The organism is Sulfitobacter sp. BSw21498 (assembly GCF_006064855.1).
In the GTDB taxonomy this organism is placed as follows: domain Bacteria; phylum Pseudomonadota; class Alphaproteobacteria; order Rhodobacterales; family Rhodobacteraceae; genus Sulfitobacter.
Genome location: NZ_CP040753.1, coordinates 2,485,494 through 2,505,829, shown reverse-complemented (window position 1 = coordinate 2,505,829; position 20,336 = coordinate 2,485,494). Strand labels below are relative to the sequence as shown.

The following is a 20,336-nucleotide window of genomic DNA, read 5'->3' as shown; positions in this document are numbered from 1 at the left end:
CGCAGCATTTTAACGCTTAGAGAAACAGAGGCGCAGGGGCGCTCGCTCTACAGCCAGTCGCGCAGGATCGGGATCAGTGGAATGTCGGCGGGCGGCATGGGATAGTCCCTTAGCGCATTGGCACGGACCCATTTCAGGGTCTGTCCTTCGCACGCCTGCGGTGTGCCATTCCATTTGCGGCAGGCAAACAGGGGCATCAGCAGGTGAAAATCATCATAGGCGTGGCTGGCAAAGGTCAGCGGCGCAAGGCACGAGGCCCAAGTGTCGATGCCCAGTTCTTCCTGCAGCTCGCGGATCAGCGCGGCTTCGGGTGTTTCGCCGGCCTCGACCTTGCCGCCCGGAAACTCCCAAAGACCTGCCATGGATTTGCCGGGCGGGCGCTGTGCCAAAAGCACGCGCCCGTCCACATCGATCAGGGCAACCGCCGAGACCAATACAATCTTCACGAACGATAGTCCGCGTTGATTTCGATATAGCCGTGGGTCAGGTCGCAGGTCCAAACCGTTGCCTTGCCGTCGCCAAGTCCCAGATCGACACCAATGGTGATGTTCTGTCCCTTCATATGCGCGGCGGCCTCTTGTTCGGAATAGTCGGGGCTGCGCCAGCCGTCTTTTGCGACCTCAACGTCGCCAAAGCGGATCGACAGCCGATCACGATCCGCCGCGGCACCGGATTTACCGATCGCCATAACAACGCGGCCCCAGTTTGGGTCCTGGCCGGCGATCGCGGTTTTAATCAGCGGTGAGTTGGCAATAGCCATGCCGTGCGTTTTGGCATCCGCATCCGTCGCGGCACCTGTGATGGCGATTTCGACGAATTTGGTCGCCCCTTCGCCGTCTTGCACAACCTGATGCGCAAGGTTCAACATGACGCCGTGCAACGCATCAGAAAACGCTTCGCTCTCGCTTGCGTCCACGCCCGACGCGCCGGTCGCTGCAAGGATCAAACTGTCGGAGGTCGATGTGTCGCTGTCGACGGTGATACAGTTAAAAGTGCTATCCGTGTGGGTCGACAGCATCTTTTGCAGGGCAGGTTGGCTAACAACTGCGTCGGTGAAGATATAGACCAGCATCGTCGCCATATCCGGCGCGATCATACCCGATCCTTTCGCAATCCCCGCGATAGAGACTGCTTTTCCGTCAATTTCGACCTCGGCACGCACCCCTTTAGGGAAGGTATCCGTGGTCATGATCGCTTTGGCCGCATCCGAAATCCCCTTGTCGGACAGCGCGCCCTTGAGGTCAGCGAGAACAGCCGTGATCCGGTCGTGGGGCAATGGTTCGCCAATCACGCCGGTCGACGAGGTGAAAACCCGCGACTGGGGGATGTTGCACACATCGGCAACCGCGGCGGTAATAGCCTCGACTGCGATGACGCCGCCTTTGCCGGTAAAGGCATTAGCGTTGCCCGAATTGACCAAGATCGCAGCGCCTGTATCCGATGTCGCGCCGATTTTGGCCTGACAGTCCAGAACAGGGGCCGCACGGGTGGCAGAGCGGGTGAACGCCCCCGCCACCGTAGACCCGGGGGTCAATTCGGCCAGCATCACATCCGTGCGGCCTTGATACCGTACCCCCGCCGCGATGGTGGCGAAACGCACACCATCGATAACAGGAAGATCAGGAAAGTGATCGGGTGCCAGCGGGGATACAGCGGTGATCTTGCCCATTGATTACTCCAACAAGCCCAAGTTGGTCAGAACCGTTGGATCAACTGCGTCAGCAGCCGAACGGTCAACATCTGCGGCTTCGGTGGTTTCTTCAATCAACGCTTGTGCTTTGACCTGGCGCACCTGAGTTTCCAGCTCGTCTTTTACTTCTTCGAGCTTGGGGGCTTCTTTCTGGCGCTTCTCGTCCAGTTTGATGACATGCCAGCCAAACTGGGTTTCAACCGGTTCGGATACAGCACCGACTTCAAGCTCGGCGACAGCGGTTTCAAACGCGGGCACCATCATGCCGGGCCCGAACCATCCCAGAGTACCGCCTGCAGGACCGGAGGGACCCGTGGATTTTTCTTTCGCCAGCTCGGCGAAATCCGCACCCTCATCAAGCTCGGTCTTGACGGCTTTGGCATCTTCTTCTGTCTCTAGCAGAATGTGCGACGCGCTGAATTCTTCGGTAGGCTCTGCCGCGGCATAGGCTTCGTCATAGGCGGCTTGCAGCTCTTCTTCGGACACGTCCTGCGCCATCGCTTTTTCGATGACTTCGCCGGCGATCAGCTGGCGGCGTTCGTTTTCGAGCGCCAATGTAATGCGCGTTGGCAGATCGCCTTCGTAATCCTGCGACAGGGCGGTTTGCTGCACGAGCTGGTCCAGAATGCCCTTGAACAGAACCTCTGGCGGCAGTTGTTGATACTGCTCTGGCAAGGTGGCGCGGGCGATAATCATGTTGCCGATCGTGATATTCGTGCCGTTTACCGTCGCGACCACTGTTTCAGCAGTAACGTCCGTTTGTACATCGCTCTGCGCACCGGTGTTTGCGGCAGCGTCGTCCTGCGCAAAAGCGGGCAGGGCAAGCGAAGCTGCCACCATGAGTGGTGCCAGAAAAGTGAGAGGTTTTTGCATGTATCTGTCCTTGGTTTGGCAGCCGCAAAGGGCTGCTACATTGACACGGTTTAGTGCGACCCTTACATCGCCCTATGGGCGCGGCCTTGGCGCACGTTCAGTCTTGTATCTAGGGGCTGTCCGGCGGCTCGGCAAGCAGATGGACGCCTAGGAACTTAACTTCGGCAGGAGATTGCATGCTGGGCATCGGAACACTCGCCAAAAAAGTCTTTGGGACCCCAAACGACCGTAAAATCAAGGCGACCCGCCCGCTGGTTGAACAAATCAACGCGCTGGAAGACGAATTCTTGGCTTTGACCGACGACGGTCTAAAGCAAAAAACAGAAGAGCTGCGCAAGCGGGCAAACGATGGCGAAAGCCTAGAAGACCTGCTGCCGGAAGCCTTTGCAAACTGCCGTGAAGGCGCACGCCGGACCTTGGGTCTGCGCGCCTTTGACACGCAGTTGATGTCCGCGATTTTCCTGCATCAGGGCAATATATCCGAGCAGAAAACCGGTGAAGGTAAAACCCTGACCGCCACGCTGGCCGCCTATCTGAATGCGCTGACCGGCAAGGGCGTGCATGTGGTGACGGTGAACGAATACCTCGTGAAGCGGGACGCCGACTGGATGGGCAAGGTCTTTGCCTCGCTGGGGCTGACCACCGGTGCCGCGGTCTCTGGCATGACCGAAGAAGACAAACGCGCCGCGTATGAATGCGATGTGACCTATGCCACGAACAACGAGCTGGGCTTTGATTATCTCCGCGATAACATGAAATCCGAGCTGAGCCAGATTTTCCAGAAGCAGCACAACTTTGCCATCGTGGATGAGGTCGACAGTATTCTGATCGATGAAGCACGGACGCCACTGATTATCTCTGGCCCGTCGCAAGACCGCTCCGAGATGTATAAAGTCGTCGATGATGTGATCCCGCTGCTTGACGAAAGCCACTACGAGCTGGACGAAAAAACCCGCAATGTGACCTTTACCGACGAAGGGAACGACTTCCTCGAGAAAGAGCTGCTGAGCCGCGGCCTGCTGGAAGAAGGGTTCACGATGTATGACCCTGAAAGCACCACGGTCGTGCACCACATAAACCAGGGTTTGCGGGCGCATAAGCTGTTCATGCGCGACAAAGATTACATCGTGCGCGATGGCGAAGTGATGCTGATCGACGAATTCACCGGGCGCATGATGTCCGGTCGCCGTCTGTCCGACGGTCTGCACCAAGCGATCGAAGCGAAGGAAGGCTGCCAGATCCAGCCTGAGAACGTCACGCTCGCGTCCGTCACTTTCCAGAACTATTTCCGACTGTACAACAAGCTCGCCGGGATGACCGGTACGGCCGAAACCGAAGCCGAAGAATTTGCCGAGATCTACGGTCTGGGTGTTGTGGTTGTGCCGACCAACGTGCCGGTTGCACGCGTTGACGAAGATGACCAAGTCTATCGTTCCGCGCTGGAAAAATATCAGGCGATGATCGAAAAGGTTAAAGAAGCCAATGCGATAGGGCAGCCGGTTCTGGTCGGCACCACGTCCATCGAAAAGTCCGAAATGCTCAGCCAGATGCTGACCGAAGGGGGCATTACGCATAACGTTCTGAACGCACGCCAGCACGAACAAGAAGCCCAGATCGTCGCAGATGCGGGCAAATTCGGCGCGGTGACCATTGCCACAAACATGGCCGGTCGCGGCACCGACATTCAGCTGGGCGGCAACGTCGAGCTGAAGGTGCTCGAAGCACTGGACGCCGATCCAGAGGCCGATCCCGTTGCCATTCGTGAAAAGATCGAGGCGGAACACGCGGACGAAAAGAAAAAAGTGCTGGAGGCCGGTGGCCTTTATGTTCTGGCCTCTGAACGTCACGAAAGCCGTCGGATCGATAACCAGCTGCGTGGTCGTTCCGGCCGTCAGGGTGACCCGGGCCGCTCGTCGTTCTATCTGTCGCTGGAGGACGATTTGATGCGTATCTTCGGGTCGGAACGGCTTGAGAAAGTGCTGACCACGCTTGGCTTGAAAGAAGGCGAGGCGATTGTGCACCCTTGGGTGAACAAATCGCTCGAACGGGCACAGGCCAAGGTCGAAGGTCGCAACTTTGACATTCGCAAACAGCTGTTGAAGTTCGATGATGTGATGAATGACCAGCGGAAGGTCATCTTTGGCCAGCGCCGCGACATCATGGAAGCCGCGGACCTGCAAGAGATTACGTCGGACATGCGCGAACAGGTGATCGACGATCTGATCGACCAGTTTATGCCTCCGAAAACCTATGCAGATCAGTGGGATACCCAGGGGTTCCAGGCGGCTGTTGTCGAGCAGTTGAACCTGAACGTACCAGTTTCGGCCTGGTGTGAAGAAGAGGGCGTGGACGACGAAGTGATCCGCGAACGTCTGATCGAGGCCAGCAATTCCATGATGGCACAGAAGGCCGAACAGTTCGGCCCCGAGAACATGCGCAACATTGAAAAGCAGGTGTTGTTGCAGGCGATCGACGGCAAATGGCGTGACCACCTTCTGACGCTAGAGCATCTGCGGTCGGTCGTGGGCTTCCGCGGTTACGCGCAGCGGGATCCGTTGAACGAGTATAAAAACGAATCCTTCCAGCTGTTCGAAAGCATGCTGGACAGTCTTCGGACCGAAGTGACGCAGAAACTGGGGCAAATTCGTCCGATGACGGAAGAAGAGCAACAGCAGCTGATGTCACAAATGCAGGAACGTCAGGCGGGTGCACAGGTTGCAGCTGCGCAGGCGGCCGAAGAAAACAGCGCAGCGCCGGCGGCTACGGCGGCTACGGAGACTGGATCGACAGCCGTTGCTGGGTTTGACGAAAATGACCCGACCACATGGGGCAACCCTTCGCGCAACGACGAATGTCCCTGCGGATCGGGTGAGAAATTCAAGCATTGCCACGGCAAGCTTGCGTAAGTGACAGCTCCAAGGCCGTTTCGCGGCCTTGGAGACCGCTCCTTGCGGCAGGACCGTACGGTGGGGTAAGATTTAGGTAGGGTCAGTAGACCAAGCTGCGCTGTCCAATAAAGGAGAGCGACATGCCAATTACTGACAATTTCAGTGACTATACCGCAGGATTAACCGGCCCGATTTGCGGGGCCTTTGATGTCGTGCCAGATGATGCCGCTGAGCTGGCGCAGGTCACGCGGGGCTTTATGGTTGGTGGGGCTGGCGATGTAGCGGTGACGCTCAAAAGCGGGGATGCGATCACGTTGGTCGGGTTGGTGGCCGGGGTCGTCTATCCGTTTCGGGGCGCGCAAGTACGGGGCACCGGTACGACGGCCACGGGGATCAAAGGGTTGGTTTAGCGCGCAAGCCGATTGCCACATACTGTGGCCATTGCTGGCCCCCTTAATGACCGGTGGGGCGCAGCAGAATGGGCAGGGTCCGTGCGATGATCTGTAGATCACCGGCCAAGCACATCTGCCGCGTATAGCGTTCATCAAGCGTTGCGCGTTCATCAAACAGCATCACCCCGCGCCCTGCGACTTGCCATAGACCGGTGATGCCGGGGCGCACCGATTGATACGCGCCACGTGCATCCCCATAGCTGTGCAACTCGCTGCGCGTCACAGGGCGCGGTCCGACCAACGACATATCGCCCCGGAGGACATTCCAGATTTGGGGCAACTCGTCCAAGCCCGTGCGCCGCAGAAAATGGCCGCCGGGAATGACACGGGGGTCATTTTTCAGCTTTTTGTACAGGGCCCATTCCAGCGCGTGGTCCGGTCGCGCGGAAAGAATCGCCGGCAAGGCGGCCTGAGCGTTGGGTACCATTGTCCTGATTTTCCAACAGAGGAACGGTTTGCCAGCCCGTCCGATCCTTGGATGGGCATATAGACCGCTTTGCCCGTGAGCGGCCATATAGCAGCACAACAGAACGATCAGCAGCAGTATCAAGGGCAGCAGCACAAGGCTGACCGTTAGATCTAACAGCCGCTTTCCTACGCGTTGATACAGCAGCCGGCCCACGTAGGAACCGCCGCCCCGTCTTATCCCTACCTCGATAAACGCCATCATCACCCCGTGCTTTGAACCAACAAATAAAACCGGCGACTTTGCCGATGTGTCAGCTAAAGCAGAGGTATCCTAAGGTGTGGTTAAAGCCGGGCCGCTATCAGATCAGGCGTAGTTGAATTCGACCTCACCATTATGGATGGTTGCGGCGGTCAATTTGTCGGTTGCGTAGGCTCCGGTATCGATCGAAACAACGCCGCCCTTGACTATAGGCGTGTCGACAATCGTATGCCCGTGCACGATCCACATACCGTCGCGACGGCGTTTGCGCCCGAAATCCTCATGCCCCCAAAGCAACGTGCGGCTTTCCTGATCCTTTATTGAAATCAAAGGGTTAGCCGCGGCGTGAACAAAGGCAACATTGCCGCTGATCCAAGAAGTTGGCAGGTTGGTCACCCAGTCGACTAGCGCGTCGCCCATGGCCTCGCGCAGGGCATCACGGGACCGCTCAAGCTCGTCTCCCGAAGAGGTTTGCGATACGCCCGAGACGTCAAAACTCGATAGAGTTTGCAGCCCGCCGTAACGCAGCCAGCGCTGGCCATTCTCTTTAGGATTATCAATAAACTTTAGCATCATCTGCTCGTGGTTGCCCATCAGCGTTATGATATCCGGCTGGCTATGCAGGGCGCGCAAGACCTGCGCGCTTTGTTCGCCGCGGTCGACCAGATCACCGACACAGATCACCCGCGTATCGGGGGAGGGCTCAGGAAGCCGTTCCAGCAAATCAAAACGACCGTGGATATCGCCAATCGCGACCACGGGTACGTCCGGCGTGATGGGGTCGAAATGCGGTTCCGGCTCGGGGTCTGGTTGACGGCGTTTAAACCAACGGTTTAGCATAGTTTTTCAAGCGTCCTCTGTGTTGCAAAACTGGCGCAACGTAATGGTAAATCCGTTGACTGGCGGCACACAAAGTGTAGTCCAACTCAAACTTCTCTACGGTCCCGGTATTGGAAACAGTTAATTAATAGGCAGGTTGTCAGATGCAAGGCCACTTGAGGAAACTCGCTTGTACGATGTTAGCCGGGGTGTTCGGCGTTGTCAGCCTTTCCCAGTCATCTGCCCAATCGCTGTCGACCTACGGGACACCCGGTCTGATCGAAATGCCAACGGCCCGTGTGCTGAAGGATGGCGATCTGGCATTTACGGCCAGCGCCTTTGGTCCAAACTACCGGTATTCCGCGACCTTTCAAGTTTTGCCGCGCCTTTACGGTACATTCCGCTACTCGCGGATCAAAGATATCAGCACTGGTGCGTTTCTGGACGGCGATACCTTTGACCGCAGCTTTGACGTTCATTATCAGATTTGGGACGAAACCGATGTGCGCCCCGCGTTTGCCGTGGGCCTGCGCGACTTTCTGGGTACCGGTATCCTGAGTAGTGAATATTTCGTTGCCACAAAAAGCTTTGGCTCAAAGTTGGAAGTAACCGGCGGCTTGGGCTGGGGCCGTCTTGCGGGGCGGAATTCATTTTCGAACCCGTTCAGTGTGCTGTCCGAACGGTTTGATACACGGACGCGGGATGCGAACCTTGGCGGGCAGCTCGAAACCGGCAACTGGTTCAGCGGTCCTACCTCTCCCTTTGTCGGCGTGAAATGGAACCTCTCTGATCAAGCGACGCTGTTTGCGGAATACTCGCCCGATGAATACACGCGGGAATCGGTGAACACCGGTATCGACGTGTCTTCGCCGATCAATGTGGGGCTGGAGTATCGGTTCAAGAACGGCGTGAACCTCAAGGGGTTCGTTGTGGGTGGGCATGAGGTCGGCGCGCAACTGAGCTATATCATCAATCCCAAGACCCCGTCGGTTCCCGGTGGGTTGGAGCAGGCCCCGCGGACGGTCGGCGCACGCAATCGGTTGGCCATTGCAGAATGGAATAACTCGGCTGCGGGTGGTGGGCATGGTGCGGTAGAGACTGTGTTGCAACGTGTGCTCGCGGAAGATGGGCTGGAGCTGCAAGGGTTCACCATGTCGGGCACCCGCGCCACGGTGCGTGTTGAGAATAGCCGTTTCAATAACGAAGCCCAAGCGGCGGGACGCACAGCACGGGCCATGGCGGTGACACTGCCGCCCGCTATCGAAGAATTCACCGTCGTTTTCCTTGAACGCGGCGTGCCGCTTAGCCAGATCGTCACGCAGCGGTCTGATCTGGAAGAGCTGCAGTACGATTATGATGGCGCGTGGCGCAGCTTGGCGCGGGCGCGTTTGGAAGACGGACATACGCAGGGACGTGATGGGGAGCTGACGGATATTTATCCCGTGTTCGACACGTCTATCGGTCCTTATGTGGCGACATCTTTTTTCGACCCGAACAGCCCGATCCGGGCCGATTTTGGTGTCCAGCTCAAGATGGATTACCGGCCGCGTCCGGGCCTGACCTTTGCCGGTCGGTTCCGGTACCCGCTGGTGGGCAATATCGCCGATTCGTTCCGCGTGTCTAATTCGGTCATCGAACCTGTGCGTACGAATGCTGTGCGCTATGCCAAAGAATCTGATCTTGAGGTTAACAGCCTGACGGCGGAGTATCTGTTCCGTCCGGGCAAAGACCTGTTTGGCCGCGTCTCTGCTGGGTATCTCGAAGGGATGTTCGGCGGTGTTTCGACCGAAGTGCTGTGGTACCCGATGGCCAGCCGTCTCGCGCTTGGTGCGGAGCTGAACTATGTCAAACAGCGTGATTTTGACATGTTGTTCGGGTTCCAGGATTACGACGTCGTGACCGGTCACGCTTCGGCCTATTATGATCTGGGTAACGGGTTTTACGGCCAGCTTGACGTGGGTCGCTATCTTGCGGGCGATTACGGCGCGACGTTGTCACTGGATCGCGAGTTCAACAACGGGTTCAAGGTTGGCGGGTATTTCACGCTGACGGATGTGTCGTTTGACGATTTTGGCGAAGGGTCCTTTGACAAAGGGCTGCGGTTCGAGGTGCCTCTGTCGTGGATCACCGGTCGTCCGTCGCGTACGAAAATCCAACAAACCATCAAACCGATCACCCGTGACGGTGGCGCGCGTCTTGCTGTGGCCAACCGTTTGCATGGGGTCGTGCGCGATTATCGCGGCAAAGAGCTGCGGGACAGCTGGGGGAGATACCTGCGATGATCTTACGTGCGCTTACCCTCGGGTTATGTCTGGCGGGCCTGTCCGCCTGTAGCGAAAGCAAAGGCCTGCTGGCACGTGGTGTCGCGGTTGCTGTGGACGACGATTCTGTTGTGCCCAAGACCTCGCAAGGGTTCCCACCGCGCTTTGCAGCGCTGGTGCAGGACACCTCTATCCCCGCGCTGCTGCTAACGGTGGAAAACCGAAAGCAAACTGGGCGTATGTTGCGCGAAGCGCGTGTGAACGGCGTCGATACGTGGCTGAGTTCGGATTTGACAGCACTGATGTTGGAAGACGGTATGCTGCAAGGCACGCGCGGGCTTGGCTTTGAGTTATTTGCAGCGGATGTGTCCGAGCCCAAAGCGTTGATCTTGTCCGGGCGTGGCGGTTATTCCGACCGGCTTCACAGCAATCTGACGGGGACCGATGAAATCTCTACGCGGACATACCGGTGTTTGGTCGAAACTCAAGGCAGTGCAACACTGGCGCTTGAAATCGGCACAGTGTCGACGCGTAAGGTGACAGAGGATTGTAAAAGTCTGGACCAGTCGTTTCGGAATACGTATTGGGTCAGTGTAAATAGCGGTGCCATTGTTCAGGCGCGGCAATGGGCTGGCGACGAAGTCGGGTATCTTATGACCAAGGCTGCTGCACGCTAGTTTAACCGGGGCCGAACCTGTCTGGGGGCGAGGTGTCACATGATGAATGGGAGTATTGAAGTGCGATACCTATTGGTAGCTGTTTTGGGTCTGGCCCTTGCGAGCTGTGGTACGGTTTACCGAACACCTAAAGTTGTAGAGGGCGCAGCAGGCGGCACCAACGTACGCGTGCTGAACCTGACCGCTGAAACCGTCATTCAGGCGAATAGATCTGCCTATGCGCCGCAAAGCCTGCCGGCTGTCTTTTCGCGTACCGCCGGAAGCGGTTCCGGCCTGCGCGGGACCGGGGCGCTGCCATCGCCCACGCTTGAGGTTCAAACGCGGCCTAACGCGCTTGAGCTGCGTTTGCCCCCCGCAAATGATCCTGGCCCCTATGAAATTGGCGTCGGTGATGTGGTGCTGCTGGCCACGCCACGTGCTGCGGGATCGGTTGAACAACTGTCCGGGCTGCTGGCCGCGCAAAACTCGCGCCAAGGGTATACCGTGCAGGACGACGGTTCGATCAACATTCCCGACGTGGGCCGCGTGCGCATCGCCGGTCTGACCATTGAGGACGCCGAGGCTGCCTTGTTCCAGCGTCTGGTCGAGAACCAGATTGACCCGACGTTCAGCCTCGAGATTTCCGAATTCAATTCGCGGCGTGTGTCTATCGGCGGTGCTGTGTCGCAGCCAACGGTTGTGCCGGTGACGTTGACACCGCTGTATCTGGAAGAGGCTTTGGCCGCTGCAGGCGGGATCACGGTCGAAGATCAGGACTATGCCTCGATCCGTCTGTACCGCGATGGCACGCTGTACCAGATCCCGCTGTCGCAGCTCTATTCCAGCGCCAGCCTGACCAAGACGCGCCTGCTGCCCGGCGATGCGATTTTCGTTGATACGGCATATGAACTGGTCCGAGCGCAGGAATATTTTGCCCAACAGATCACCTTGGTTCAAGCGCGTCAGGCGGCACGTGCCTCTGCATTGCAAGAGCTGCAGTTTGAGGTGTCCCTACGTCGTGCAAGCTTAGAGGAGGCACGCAGCAACTATCAGGCGCGTCGCGAGCTTGGTGCTGACGACCGCGACTATGTTTATCTGGCAGGTGAGGTCGGGACGCAGTCCCGCTTTGCGCTGCCGTTTGAACGCAAAGCAAGTCTGGCCGATGCGCTGTATGATGCGGGTGGCGTGGCGTCGTCGACCGGTGATGTGTCGCAAGTCTATGTCCTGCGCGCATCGTCTGATCCGCGCGAGCTGGGGGCGATCACGGCATGGCATCTTGATGCTCGTAATGCGGCGAACTTTGCCCTGGCTCCGAAGTTCGAGCTGCGCCCCGATGACATCATCTTTATCGCGCAACAGCCCGTTACCAAATGGAGCCGTGCTGTCTCGCAAATTCTGCCACAGGTCCTGAGCGTGGGTAACGCCGTCGCCAAGTGATCTGACCACGATTGATTAGCAAAGGCCGGGCAGAAATGTCCGGCCTTTTGCGTTGTGGGGCTGGAGGGGTTCTGAGGTCGTCGAGGTCTCCGTAAATTGAACCAATCAGTGCCCTATTTCAGCCACATCGTCTGATTACCCCTAAAGAGGTCAACTATTCAGGCGGTGTGAAATGTATCTTTCTGTTGTTATTCCTTGCATGAACGAGGAAGCCTCGATCCCGGGCTTGGTGTTGCGGCTGACGCAGGCCATCGCGCCTTGGAAAGACCGTGCAGAGATTATCCTCGTCGATGACGGATCGACAGACGCCACATGGAAAGCGATCGAGGCCGCCCAAGCAAGCTGTGCGCAGCTGGTGGGGGTCAAGCTGTCCGCCAATCGTGGCCACCAGATCGCGCTGACTGCAGGGCTTGAGGCCGCGCAGGGTGAACGCATCTTCATGCTGGATGCCGATCTGCAAGACCCGCCCGAGTTGCTGGTAGATATGATGTTCATGATGGATCGCGGATTTGACGTGGTTTATGGCCGGCGCAGCGAGCGTCAGGGCGAGACGATGTTCAAAAAGGCCACGGCGCATCTGTTCTACCGTTTCCTGAATGCCATGTCTGATGTGCCGATTCCTCAGGATACTGGCGATTTCCGTTTGGTGAACCGCCGGTCGCTCGACGCTGTTCTGGCGATGCCGGAAAAGGCCCGTTTCATCCGCGGCATGTTTGCTTGGGCAGGGTTCAAGCAGGTTGGGATTGAATATATCCGTGCACCACGGGCTTTGGGTGAGACCAAATACCCGTTCCGCGCGATGATGCGATTTGCCATCGACGCGATGACCGCCTTTTCGACGAAGCCGCTTAAGCTCGCGACACGTCTATCCTTCGTCAGCCTGCTGATGGCGACGTTGATGGCAGTCTATGTCATTTACTCGTTGATCGTTTACCAGACTGCGCCCGGTTGGGCCTCGGTTGTGCTGGCGGTCAGCTTCTTCTCGGGGGCGCAGCTGTTGACGCTGGGAATTCTGGGTGAATACATCGGTCGCCTTTACGTCGAAGCCAAGGATCGGCCGCTGTACTTCGTGAGCGACGATACCCGCGATATGGTCCCTGACGTGAAAAGGTTGCGCGCATAATGCCTATTTTAGACTATAAATGTGCCCGTTTTGCTATCATTGGGGCTGTGACTGCAGCGTCCTATGTGGTGATGTATCCGGGGTTTTTGGCGGCGGGGCTGCCGCAGGTAGAAGCGAATGCGGCAGCATTTTTTCTAGCTATCGTGCTGCAATATATCGGGCACGCGCTGTTCACCTTTGAACGCCGGTTGGTTGATCGCAGCCAGATCACCAAGTTTGCCATCATGACCGGCTGCGGCTTTGCGATGTCGGCGCTTGTGACGGGCCCTTTCGCGCAGGCAGCGGGCGTACCTGCCTGGGCCGCGGCGCTGGCCGTTGCGCTATACCTGCCTGTGCAGAATTTTATTTTGATGACCCTATGGGTGTTCGCCCTGCCGCACCCCACAAAGGAGTACACATCGTGAGCCATATCTATAGCGATACGTTTTTCGACTACATCAACCAAAGCGCGCGCGCGTCGGCCAAACCATTTGTGTCGTTGTTGTTCCCATTGCTCAAGCCATCTTCGGTTGTTGATCTGGGCAGCGGGCGCGGCGTTTGGATGGATGAATGGCGCAAAGGCGGCGCAGATGACGTGCTGGCCGTTGACGGGGACTACGTCGATCGGGCGCAGCTTGCGGTCGCGCCTGAGCAGTTCATGGCGGCCGATTTGACCCAACCGGTCGAGACTGGCCGTCGCTTTGATCTGGCGCAAAGCCTTGAGGTCGGGGAGCATCTGCCGACCGAAGCGTCGCAGGTGCTGGTCGAGAGCCTGACCCGCGCATCGGATCGGGTGTTGTTTTCTGCTGCGGTCACCGGTCAAGGCGGAGAGTTTCACGTAAACGAACAACCCCTGTCTTTCTGGCAAGAGCTGTTCGCCGCGAAGGGCTATGTCGCTTATGACTGCGTGCGCCCCGCATTGAAGGACAACAAGGATATCGCGCCTTGGTATCGCTATAACGCGATCCTTTATGTGAACGCGGCGGGTCGTGACGGGTTGCCAGCAGAGGTCATCGCGACCGAGGTGCCTGCAGGTCAGAAGGTCGGAAACGCGGGCAGTCTGGTTTGGCGGTTGCGTCTGGCCGTGGTAAAGACCCTGCCACGCGGTGCAGTGACTGCGATTGCACAGGCGCGGGCTTTGGTTTTGGCGCTGCGGGCCCGTCGGGCAAAGACTGTGGGTTGCGCGGCTGTATGACGGCGGCGGTCGGGGAGCGGTCGGCTATGCGGGCTGATGCAGAACGGGTACAGCTTGCGCCGGTGTTCTGGATCACGCTGGCGGCGGCCTTTCTGTTGACGGGGCAAAACCTGTTGGACCCGATGATCCGCCATGATGACTATCCTGCCTTTTTCGGCGATGCGCCTGTGTTCTGGAACAAGACGCTGCACGAGGGACGGTGGCTGAATTATATCTGGCACCTGCGCGAGGTCGTGACGCCCGCGTGGTTGAACTTTGCCCTGTATCAGAGCCTATGGGCGGGCTTCGTGGCAGCGCTTGCGGTGACCACAATAGGGTCGGGCGCGTCGCGGTGGTTCACGGTCGTTCTGGCCCTGCTCATGCTGGTTTGCCCGTCCGAGATGCTGATCTCGCTTTGGTTCAACACGCTGATACCAGGGCTGGCCGTTGTAACGCTGTTTGCGGTGTCGGCGTGCTATCTCTCTAGTGCGCAGTTGCGCAGGTTGTTGCCGCTGTTCGTGATCATCAGCTTTATGGCCTATACCACCTATCCGCTGTTGCTGCTGGCAGTGTGTATTGCCCGCACGCGGGACCGTTCAGTGCGCGATCTTGCGGGATTACTGGTGCTGTTCTGCGCCAGTTTTGTCGTGGCGGTCCTGACTGTTTATACGTTGAACTGGCAGGTGCATGGTGTGTTTGGCGTGCCCGTGGCTGATTGGCGTGAGCCGACTGCCGGGCACGGGCTTGGCGGGATGGTCGCGAACCTTCCGAAACTGGGGGAGAGCCTGATGCTTTTCCTGAACCGCACAGGCATCGGGTATCCGCCGTTGATCGGCTTTATTCCCTTTCTGTATATTCTGGCGCTGAATGTGCTGCGCAAACGCGCGCCGCTTGAGGCGCTTTATCTCGGGGCTGGCTTGGCCATCGGTCTGGCGCTGGTGGTGGCTCAGGCGCTGAAGCTTGGTGTGATCGTACCGCCGCGGGCGTTCATCTTTTTCTGGGTATTTTTTGCGCTGACCACCGTACGTGCCGTCCAGCTGCTGAGCGAGGATGAGGGTCTATATGGTAGGTTAGGGCGTAATGCGTTGCTGCTGATCATCGGCGTTTGGTTTATCCAGCTGTTTCTGTCCTATGGTCAGGCGAATGCTTGGCGAAGTGATACAAAGACCTGGGCGCAGGAGGTGCAGGCGACCGAAGGGCCGGTCTTTATCTTTGGCGATCCATCTAAAATCGCCTCGGGGGTGAAGGCAGGTATACAATCCTACAAAGCGCTGCCCTCGCGGTTGAAACAGCTGACCGGCAAAACTGCTGTCGCCTGTGTCGAAGCGCCAAAGGACTGCCCTACACGGCCCGAAGTTATAGCAAGCGAGGCTGAAGTGCATTTGCTGCGCGAGGGCGACGCGTTGCTGATGGTATTTACCCCAAAGCCATCGAAAGACGCTGACGACTAATCGCTAAAAATGCTGTCCATATGGTCGGCAAGATAGATGCGCAGCCAGGGTGTGAAGTGTTCTGGCGTCTCGCGGGTCTTGCGGGCCAGTTCGGTCAGATCGATCCAGGCGGTGTCCATCACCTCTGCGGGGTTGGGGGTAACATCGGTCAGCGCGACAGCTTCGGCGACATAGATTTCTACCAGTTCGTGTTCAGTCAGGCCATTGCCCACGTCAGCGCGGTATTCGACCTGATCGCGATGCTCTAGCCGAAGCCCTGTGATCCCCAGCTCTTCGTCCAGCCGTCGTTTGGCGCAGGTGAGGGCCGGTTCGTCCCAGAATGGGTGCGTGCAGCAGGCGTTCGCCCAAAGGCCGGGGGTGTGATATTTCCCAAGCGCCCGACGTTGGATCAGCGTTTCGTGTCCGCGCATCACAAATACCGAAATCGCCTTGTGGCGCAGGCCGCGCTCATGGACTTCCAGCTTTTCGACCGGAGAGAGCCTTCCGTTGACCCAGGCAGGGATCATCGTGGTCATGTGGCTGCCCTGTTCTGGTCGTGTCGTGGTGGTGTCATATCCGCTGTTCTGGTCCTTGCGGCCAGTTGGCCGATCCATGTTAGGCAAGTGTCTAGCGGGTCGAGCGCGAAATGTCAGCCGCTGGATACACAATGGCGCTATGAACCCCTGAGCGGCACCGCCAGCGTCTTGGGGCGCACCCACCACAGGTGTCGCCGGGTCCGTTAATGGCCTCGTGACTGGACCCGGCACATCACTCAACGGTTTCATAGGCAAACCAGGGGGCCGTGCGGTGGTGCAGGGTGTTGTTAACCGACATGCCGCAGGGTGTGGCTTGATCGAGTTTATCTAAACCGGAGCCGCTATATGACCGATACGTCCCCCGTCCTTGCCCTGCCGTATATCCAGCCGTCACAGGCCCAAAAGCATGTGACCCATAACGAGGCGTTGCGATTGCTGGATGCTGTAGTTCAACTGGCTGTGCAGTCCTATACCCAGCACATTCCCCCTTCGACAGCATCGGAGGGGGACCGGTTTCTTGTGGCGGCAGATGGTCAGGCAGACTGGGCCGGGCATGACCACGAGATAGCGGTTTTTGTGGATGGTGCTTGGCAGTTCATCGCACCTTTGCCCGGTTGGGTGGCGCTTGTCAGTCCGAGCCAAGCGCATGTTGTGTACGACGGGGCGCGCTGGGCCGTGCCGGGGCTAAGCGATGTGCCGCAATTGGGAGTGGGCGCGTCCCCCGATGGGACTAACCGGCTCGTTGTGGCGTCGGATGCGGTGCTTTTTAACCATGCCGGTGCCGGACATCAGGTCAAGATTAACAAAGCGGCGGCGGGTGATACCGCCAGTCTGTTGTTCCAGACATCATTCGGCGGGCGTGCGGAATTGGGTACAGCGGGAAGCGATGATTTCACGTTCAAGGTGAGCGCGGATGGTATCGGCTGGGCTGAAGCCTTGCGGATAGACGCGGCGACGGGGCGGGTGACGGCCCCTGTTTCGGGCTGGCGCGAGATGCTGACCGGTCCGCGCACTTACTACGTAGATCCGCTGCTGGGAGGTGATACCCAGAACGGGCAGACTGCTGGGCAGGGTGCCTTTGCGACGCTGGCCCGTGCGGTGACGGAAGTAGCGCGTGCCGACGGTGGCGGGCATCTGGTGACGGTGCAGCTTGCCGATGGCGTCTATGATCTGGGCGCTGTGCCGGTTGGGATAAGGACAGTTTTGGGCGGCGGCGGTGTCGAGATTATTGGTAATGTCAGCGACCCTGACGCTGTGACGGTGACCTCCTCAGGGGCTGCGATTGAGCTGGTCACGGGATGGCTGAAGTTGCTTGGGGTTAGGCTGGAGACGTCCGGCACCGAGCCGACACTCCGCGTCTTGTCCGGTGGCGTGTTGGAGGTCGATCAGGTCACCTTTGGCACTGCCGGCGGGCATATTGACCTCGTGGGCGGGCGGCTAGAAGGGGGCGGTTCTTACGCGATCGACGGCGGCGCGGCCTATCACTTGCGGCTGTCGCAGGGGGCAGTGCTTGAGGGCGGTATTCAGGCTCTAACCTTGGCCAATACGCCAGAATTCGCCACCGCCTTTGCGATCTGCACGATGGCGGGGCAGGCGGATTTTAGCGGGCATAGTTTCGCGGGGACGGCCACGGGAAAGCGCTTTGATGTGGCGACCCAGGGCGTGATCCAAAGTGGCAGTATTGTGCTGCCTGGGGATACGGCGGGCAGCGTTCAAAGCGGCGGTATTTATGTTTAAGCGCGTAAACCCCGAAAATTGTATGAAAGAACCATAATGCCGCCCTAAATCCTGAAGCCACTGTTAAGACTTCCAGCGCATCTTTGTCCTCACAACACCTATGAGGGGACGAAATGATGGAGCTTAACCACTTAACCACTTTGCCCGGCCGGTCGGATCTGGCGCTGACGGGGGTGACGGATATGGCCGTTGTGCAGTCCTCTGGCGGGTCGGTTTTATACACGACCTCGCGTTTTGGGGGCGGTGATTTACTGGCCTATCGTATAGATGACGCAGGGGGGCTAAGGTTTCTGGACAGTCGGCCCATTGGCGGGGAGACACGGGCTGGTGTCACCAGCAAGCTTGAAGTTGTTGAGGGGGCACTGCTGCTAACGGGTGCGGAAAATGCCGCGCTAACCCGGATAGGTTTGACCGGTGATGGCCGGTTTGCGGAGGTGTCCACCGTGACCGGGGGGGATGTGCCAGCGCAACTGCTTGGGACCGAAATGCTGGACGCCAACGGCCAAAGCTATTTGTACGGTCTGGTGCGCGGGGCTGACAGTATCGGGACATGGCGTATGAACGATGACGGAACCCTTTCGCGGATTTCAAGCGAAAGCGGTACCGGATCAGAGGCAGGTCTAACCGGATTGAGCGTCGGACATGCGAACGGCGCACCCTATCTTCTGGCGGCGTCGGCCCAAGATAACGCATTGATTTCCTACAAAATTGATCGAAACGGCGTCCCCCAAGAGGTTTCCCGCATCGCGGCGGAGCAGGGCGTGGGGATCGGTGTGCCGACGGCGACAGCATTTGTCGAAGCTGGAGGGCAGGGATTTGCGGTATTGGCCGCTGCGGGGAGCTCATCTCTCAGCGTCGCTAAGCTATCGCCGGATGGTTCGTTAACCTTAACCGATCATGTCCTCGATACACGGGCGACGCGATTTGACGGGGTACATATGATTGAAACAGCGGCGCACAATGGCCGCGCCTACCTCGCGGCTGCGGGTGGGGACGATGGCGTCTCGGTGTTCGAGCTGTTGGCCGACGGACGGTTGCTGCATCTTGTTTCGATTGAAGACACGGAGGACAGCACGCTCGATGCTGTTTCGGCCATTAACTTTTCAGTCATGGGTGATGTGCTGCATCTTGCCGTCGCGTCTGGGGCAGAAGCGGGATTAAGCGTTTTTGCGGTCGATATCTCGAACCGTGTCGATGCAGAAGTTGGGACCGGGCAGGGGGATACGATTAGCGGCGGTTCGGGGGATGATATGTTGTCCGGCGGGGCGGGAGCGGACCAAATATCGGGACGTGAGGGCGACGATATTTTGCGTGACGGTGGGGGCGCAGACGCGCTGACTGGCGGTGCTGGTCGCGATCGGTTTGTTCTGTCCTCAGATGGTACTATAGATACAATTGTTGATTTCGATATCAAGCAGGACAGCATCGATCTTTCCGGATGGCCGTTTCTGCGGCATGCTTCGCAGCTGTCGGTTGTCTCTACTCATGACGGTGCCGTTCTGTCCTTCGGTGACGAACAATTGGTGATTAAAACGTCGAACGGTCAATCCCTTAGCCCCAGCGACATTCAATCCCTGGATGTGGTCGGGCAGTCGCGTTTCATGCCCAATTGGATCCTGCCAGAAGAGCCTGTCACGGCAACCTCGCCAGCTGCGCCAATCCCGTTGGTGCTGGTCGGGACGCCCCAGTCAGATAATCTGGTGGGAGAGGGTGCAAACGATCATATCAGCGGGCGCGGGTCGGGGGACCGTCTGAGCGGGGGGGGCGGCAACGACACACTCTTGGGCGAAGGCGGAGCCGATATGATTTATGGTAACGCCGGCAGCGACCTGATCGACGGGGGTACCGAGGCGGATCAGATCTGGGGGGGCATCGGGTGGGATACCATCCGAGGCGGCGACGGCAATGACACGCTGACGGGGGGGGACGGATATGATGCGCTAGGTGGTGGGGACGGGAACGACACGCTAACCGGAAACAACGGTGCAGATAAGATCTATGGCGACAGCGGCGACGACCATTTGATCGGTGGCTTGAACGCGGACAGCCTGTGGGGTGGGGCCGGCAAGGACCGACTAGAGGGGAGCGCGGGCGCGGATCACCTGTTCGGCGGTGGTGGAAATGACCAGATATTTGGAAATGCCGGCGCTGATGTGCTGCAAGGCGACAGCGGGAATGACCGTCTGGCCGGTGGGATCAATAATGATACGGTTAACGGTGGGTCAGGAAACGATACGCTGTCGGGCGACAATGGGTCAGACCTGGTCATAGGAGGCGATGGCGATGATCTGCTGAAGGGCAACGCTCGTCGTGATACACTCGATGGAGGCGCGGGCAATGATGTCCTGTCGGGCGGAATTGGCGCGGACGCATTTATTTACGGGTCGGGCCAAGATACAATTTTAAGCTTCCAGCCCGGAATTGATACACTCGCGTTGGACTCAGCTTTGTGGGGGGGGGGCAGTGTTACCCTGACACTGCTTCAATCATATGCCAGCCAAAGCGATGGCGGGCATATCGCTTTAGACTTCGGCAGTGGAAAGACGCTTGACCTAATGGGTGTAGCAGACCTTTCTGATTTAAAAGGAGATTTCGAGACCTTTTAGAGAGCTCC

Annotated in this window: 17 protein-coding genes; 11 read left to right on the top strand and 6 right to left on the bottom strand. The window is 58.3% G+C overall.

Going from position 1 to position 20,336, the window contains the following annotated elements; genetic code table 11:
* Positions 1-47: 47 nt before the first annotated feature.
* From mutT to E5180_RS12135, 3 genes are read right to left on the bottom strand one after another with little or no spacing between them, the layout of a single operon-like run.
* The gene (mutT, locus tag E5180_RS12145) at positions 48-446 is read right to left on the bottom strand and encodes an 8-oxo-dGTP diphosphatase MutT (RefSeq protein WP_138924595.1); all 399 of its coding nucleotides are present in this window, start codon (positions 444-446) and stop codon (positions 48-50) included.
* Positions 443-1,669, bottom strand: a complete 1,227-nt coding sequence (gene argJ, locus E5180_RS12140) for a bifunctional glutamate N-acetyltransferase/amino-acid acetyltransferase ArgJ (RefSeq protein ID WP_138924594.1) — start codon at positions 1,667-1,669, stop codon at positions 443-445. Before argJ ends, mutT begins: the two co-directional genes overlap by 4 nt.
* Positions 1,670-1,672: 3 nt before the next feature.
* Positions 1,673-2,563 (bottom strand): peptidylprolyl isomerase, encoded by an 891-nt coding sequence (locus E5180_RS12135; RefSeq protein ID WP_138924593.1) that lies wholly within the window; start codon positions 2,561-2,563, stop codon positions 1,673-1,675.
* 176 nt (positions 2,564-2,739) lie between these two features.
* On the opposite strand from E5180_RS12135, the gene secA reads away from it, so the two are divergent.
* Both secA and E5180_RS12125 read left to right on the top strand, forming a co-directional pair.
* Positions 2,740-5,469 carry a preprotein translocase subunit SecA gene (gene secA / locus E5180_RS12130; protein WP_138924592.1) on the top strand — a complete coding sequence of 910 codons (2,730 nt, stop codon included), beginning with the start codon at positions 2,740-2,742 and terminating at the stop codon, positions 5,467-5,469.
* A 122-nt stretch (positions 5,470-5,591) separates the two neighbouring features.
* Positions 5,592-5,861: a spike base protein, RCAP_Rcc01079 family gene (locus E5180_RS12125; RefSeq protein WP_138924591.1), complete on the top strand. Its 270-nt coding sequence runs from the start codon at positions 5,592-5,594 to the stop codon at positions 5,859-5,861.
* Positions 5,862-5,904: 43 nt separating this feature from the next.
* Here the strand turns inward: E5180_RS12125 and E5180_RS12120 are convergent, their stop codons facing one another.
* A complete protein-coding gene (locus E5180_RS12120) occupies positions 5,905-6,573 on the bottom strand; it encodes a sugar transferase (RefSeq protein WP_254700470.1) in 669 nt (222 codons plus the stop codon).
* Positions 6,574-6,675: 102 nt separating this feature from the next.
* A complete protein-coding gene (locus tag E5180_RS12115; RefSeq protein WP_138924590.1) occupies positions 6,676-7,410 on the bottom strand; it encodes a metallophosphoesterase in 735 nt (244 codons plus the stop codon).
* A 176-nt stretch (positions 7,411-7,586) separates the two neighbouring features.
* Between E5180_RS12115 and E5180_RS12110 the strand changes: the two genes are divergently transcribed.
* The 7 genes from E5180_RS12110 (at position 7,587) to E5180_RS12080 (ending at position 15,470) form a co-directional block, all read left to right on the top strand.
* Complete coding sequence (locus tag E5180_RS12110) at positions 7,587-9,671, top strand: YjbH domain-containing protein (RefSeq protein WP_441351429.1); 2,085 nt, start codon at positions 7,587-7,589, stop codon at positions 9,669-9,671.
* On the top strand, positions 9,668-10,327 hold the full coding sequence (locus tag E5180_RS12105) for a YjbF family lipoprotein (RefSeq protein ID WP_138924588.1): 660 nt from the start codon (positions 9,668-9,670) through the stop codon (positions 10,325-10,327). The genes E5180_RS12110 and E5180_RS12105 overlap by 4 nt, the downstream gene beginning before the upstream one ends.
* A gap of 171 nt (positions 10,328-10,498) precedes the next feature.
* Positions 10,499-11,743 carry a polysaccharide biosynthesis/export family protein gene (locus tag E5180_RS12100; protein ID WP_138925210.1) on the top strand — a complete coding sequence of 415 codons (1,245 nt, stop codon included), beginning with the start codon at positions 10,499-10,501 and terminating at the stop codon, positions 11,741-11,743.
* 172 nt (positions 11,744-11,915) lie between these two features.
* Positions 11,916-12,866, top strand: a complete 951-nt coding sequence (locus E5180_RS12095) for a glycosyltransferase family 2 protein (protein WP_138924587.1) — start codon at positions 11,916-11,918, stop codon at positions 12,864-12,866.
* Positions 12,866-13,270 (top strand): GtrA family protein, encoded by a 405-nt coding sequence (locus E5180_RS12090; protein WP_138924586.1) that lies wholly within the window; start codon positions 12,866-12,868, stop codon positions 13,268-13,270. The genes E5180_RS12095 and E5180_RS12090 overlap by 1 nt, the downstream gene beginning before the upstream one ends.
* Positions 13,267-14,040, top strand: a complete 774-nt coding sequence (locus E5180_RS12085) for a methyltransferase domain-containing protein (RefSeq protein ID WP_138924585.1) — start codon at positions 13,267-13,269, stop codon at positions 14,038-14,040. The genes E5180_RS12090 and E5180_RS12085 overlap by 4 nt, the downstream gene beginning before the upstream one ends.
* Positions 14,041-14,066: 26 nt before the next feature.
* Entirely contained in the window at positions 14,067-15,470 is a 1,404-nt protein-coding gene (locus E5180_RS12080; protein ID WP_254700469.1) for a hypothetical protein, read from the top strand.
* Here E5180_RS12080 and idi read toward each other — a convergent pair.
* Positions 15,467-15,985: an isopentenyl-diphosphate Delta-isomerase gene (idi, locus tag E5180_RS12075; RefSeq protein WP_138925209.1), complete on the bottom strand. Its 519-nt coding sequence runs from the start codon at positions 15,983-15,985 to the stop codon at positions 15,467-15,469. The genes E5180_RS12080 and idi overlap by 4 nt on opposite strands.
* A gap of 345 nt (positions 15,986-16,330) precedes the next feature.
* Here idi and E5180_RS12070 point away from each other — a divergent pair, with 345 nt between their 5' ends.
* Both E5180_RS12070 and E5180_RS12065 read left to right on the top strand, forming a co-directional pair.
* The gene (locus E5180_RS12070; RefSeq protein WP_138924583.1) at positions 16,331-17,722 is read left to right on the top strand and encodes a DUF2793 domain-containing protein; all 1,392 of its coding nucleotides are present in this window, start codon (positions 16,331-16,333) and stop codon (positions 17,720-17,722) included.
* 113 nt (positions 17,723-17,835) lie between these two features.
* Entirely contained in the window at positions 17,836-20,328 is a 2,493-nt protein-coding gene (locus E5180_RS12065; protein ID WP_254700468.1) for a calcium-binding protein, read from the top strand.
* Positions 20,329-20,336 lie beyond the last annotated feature (8 nt).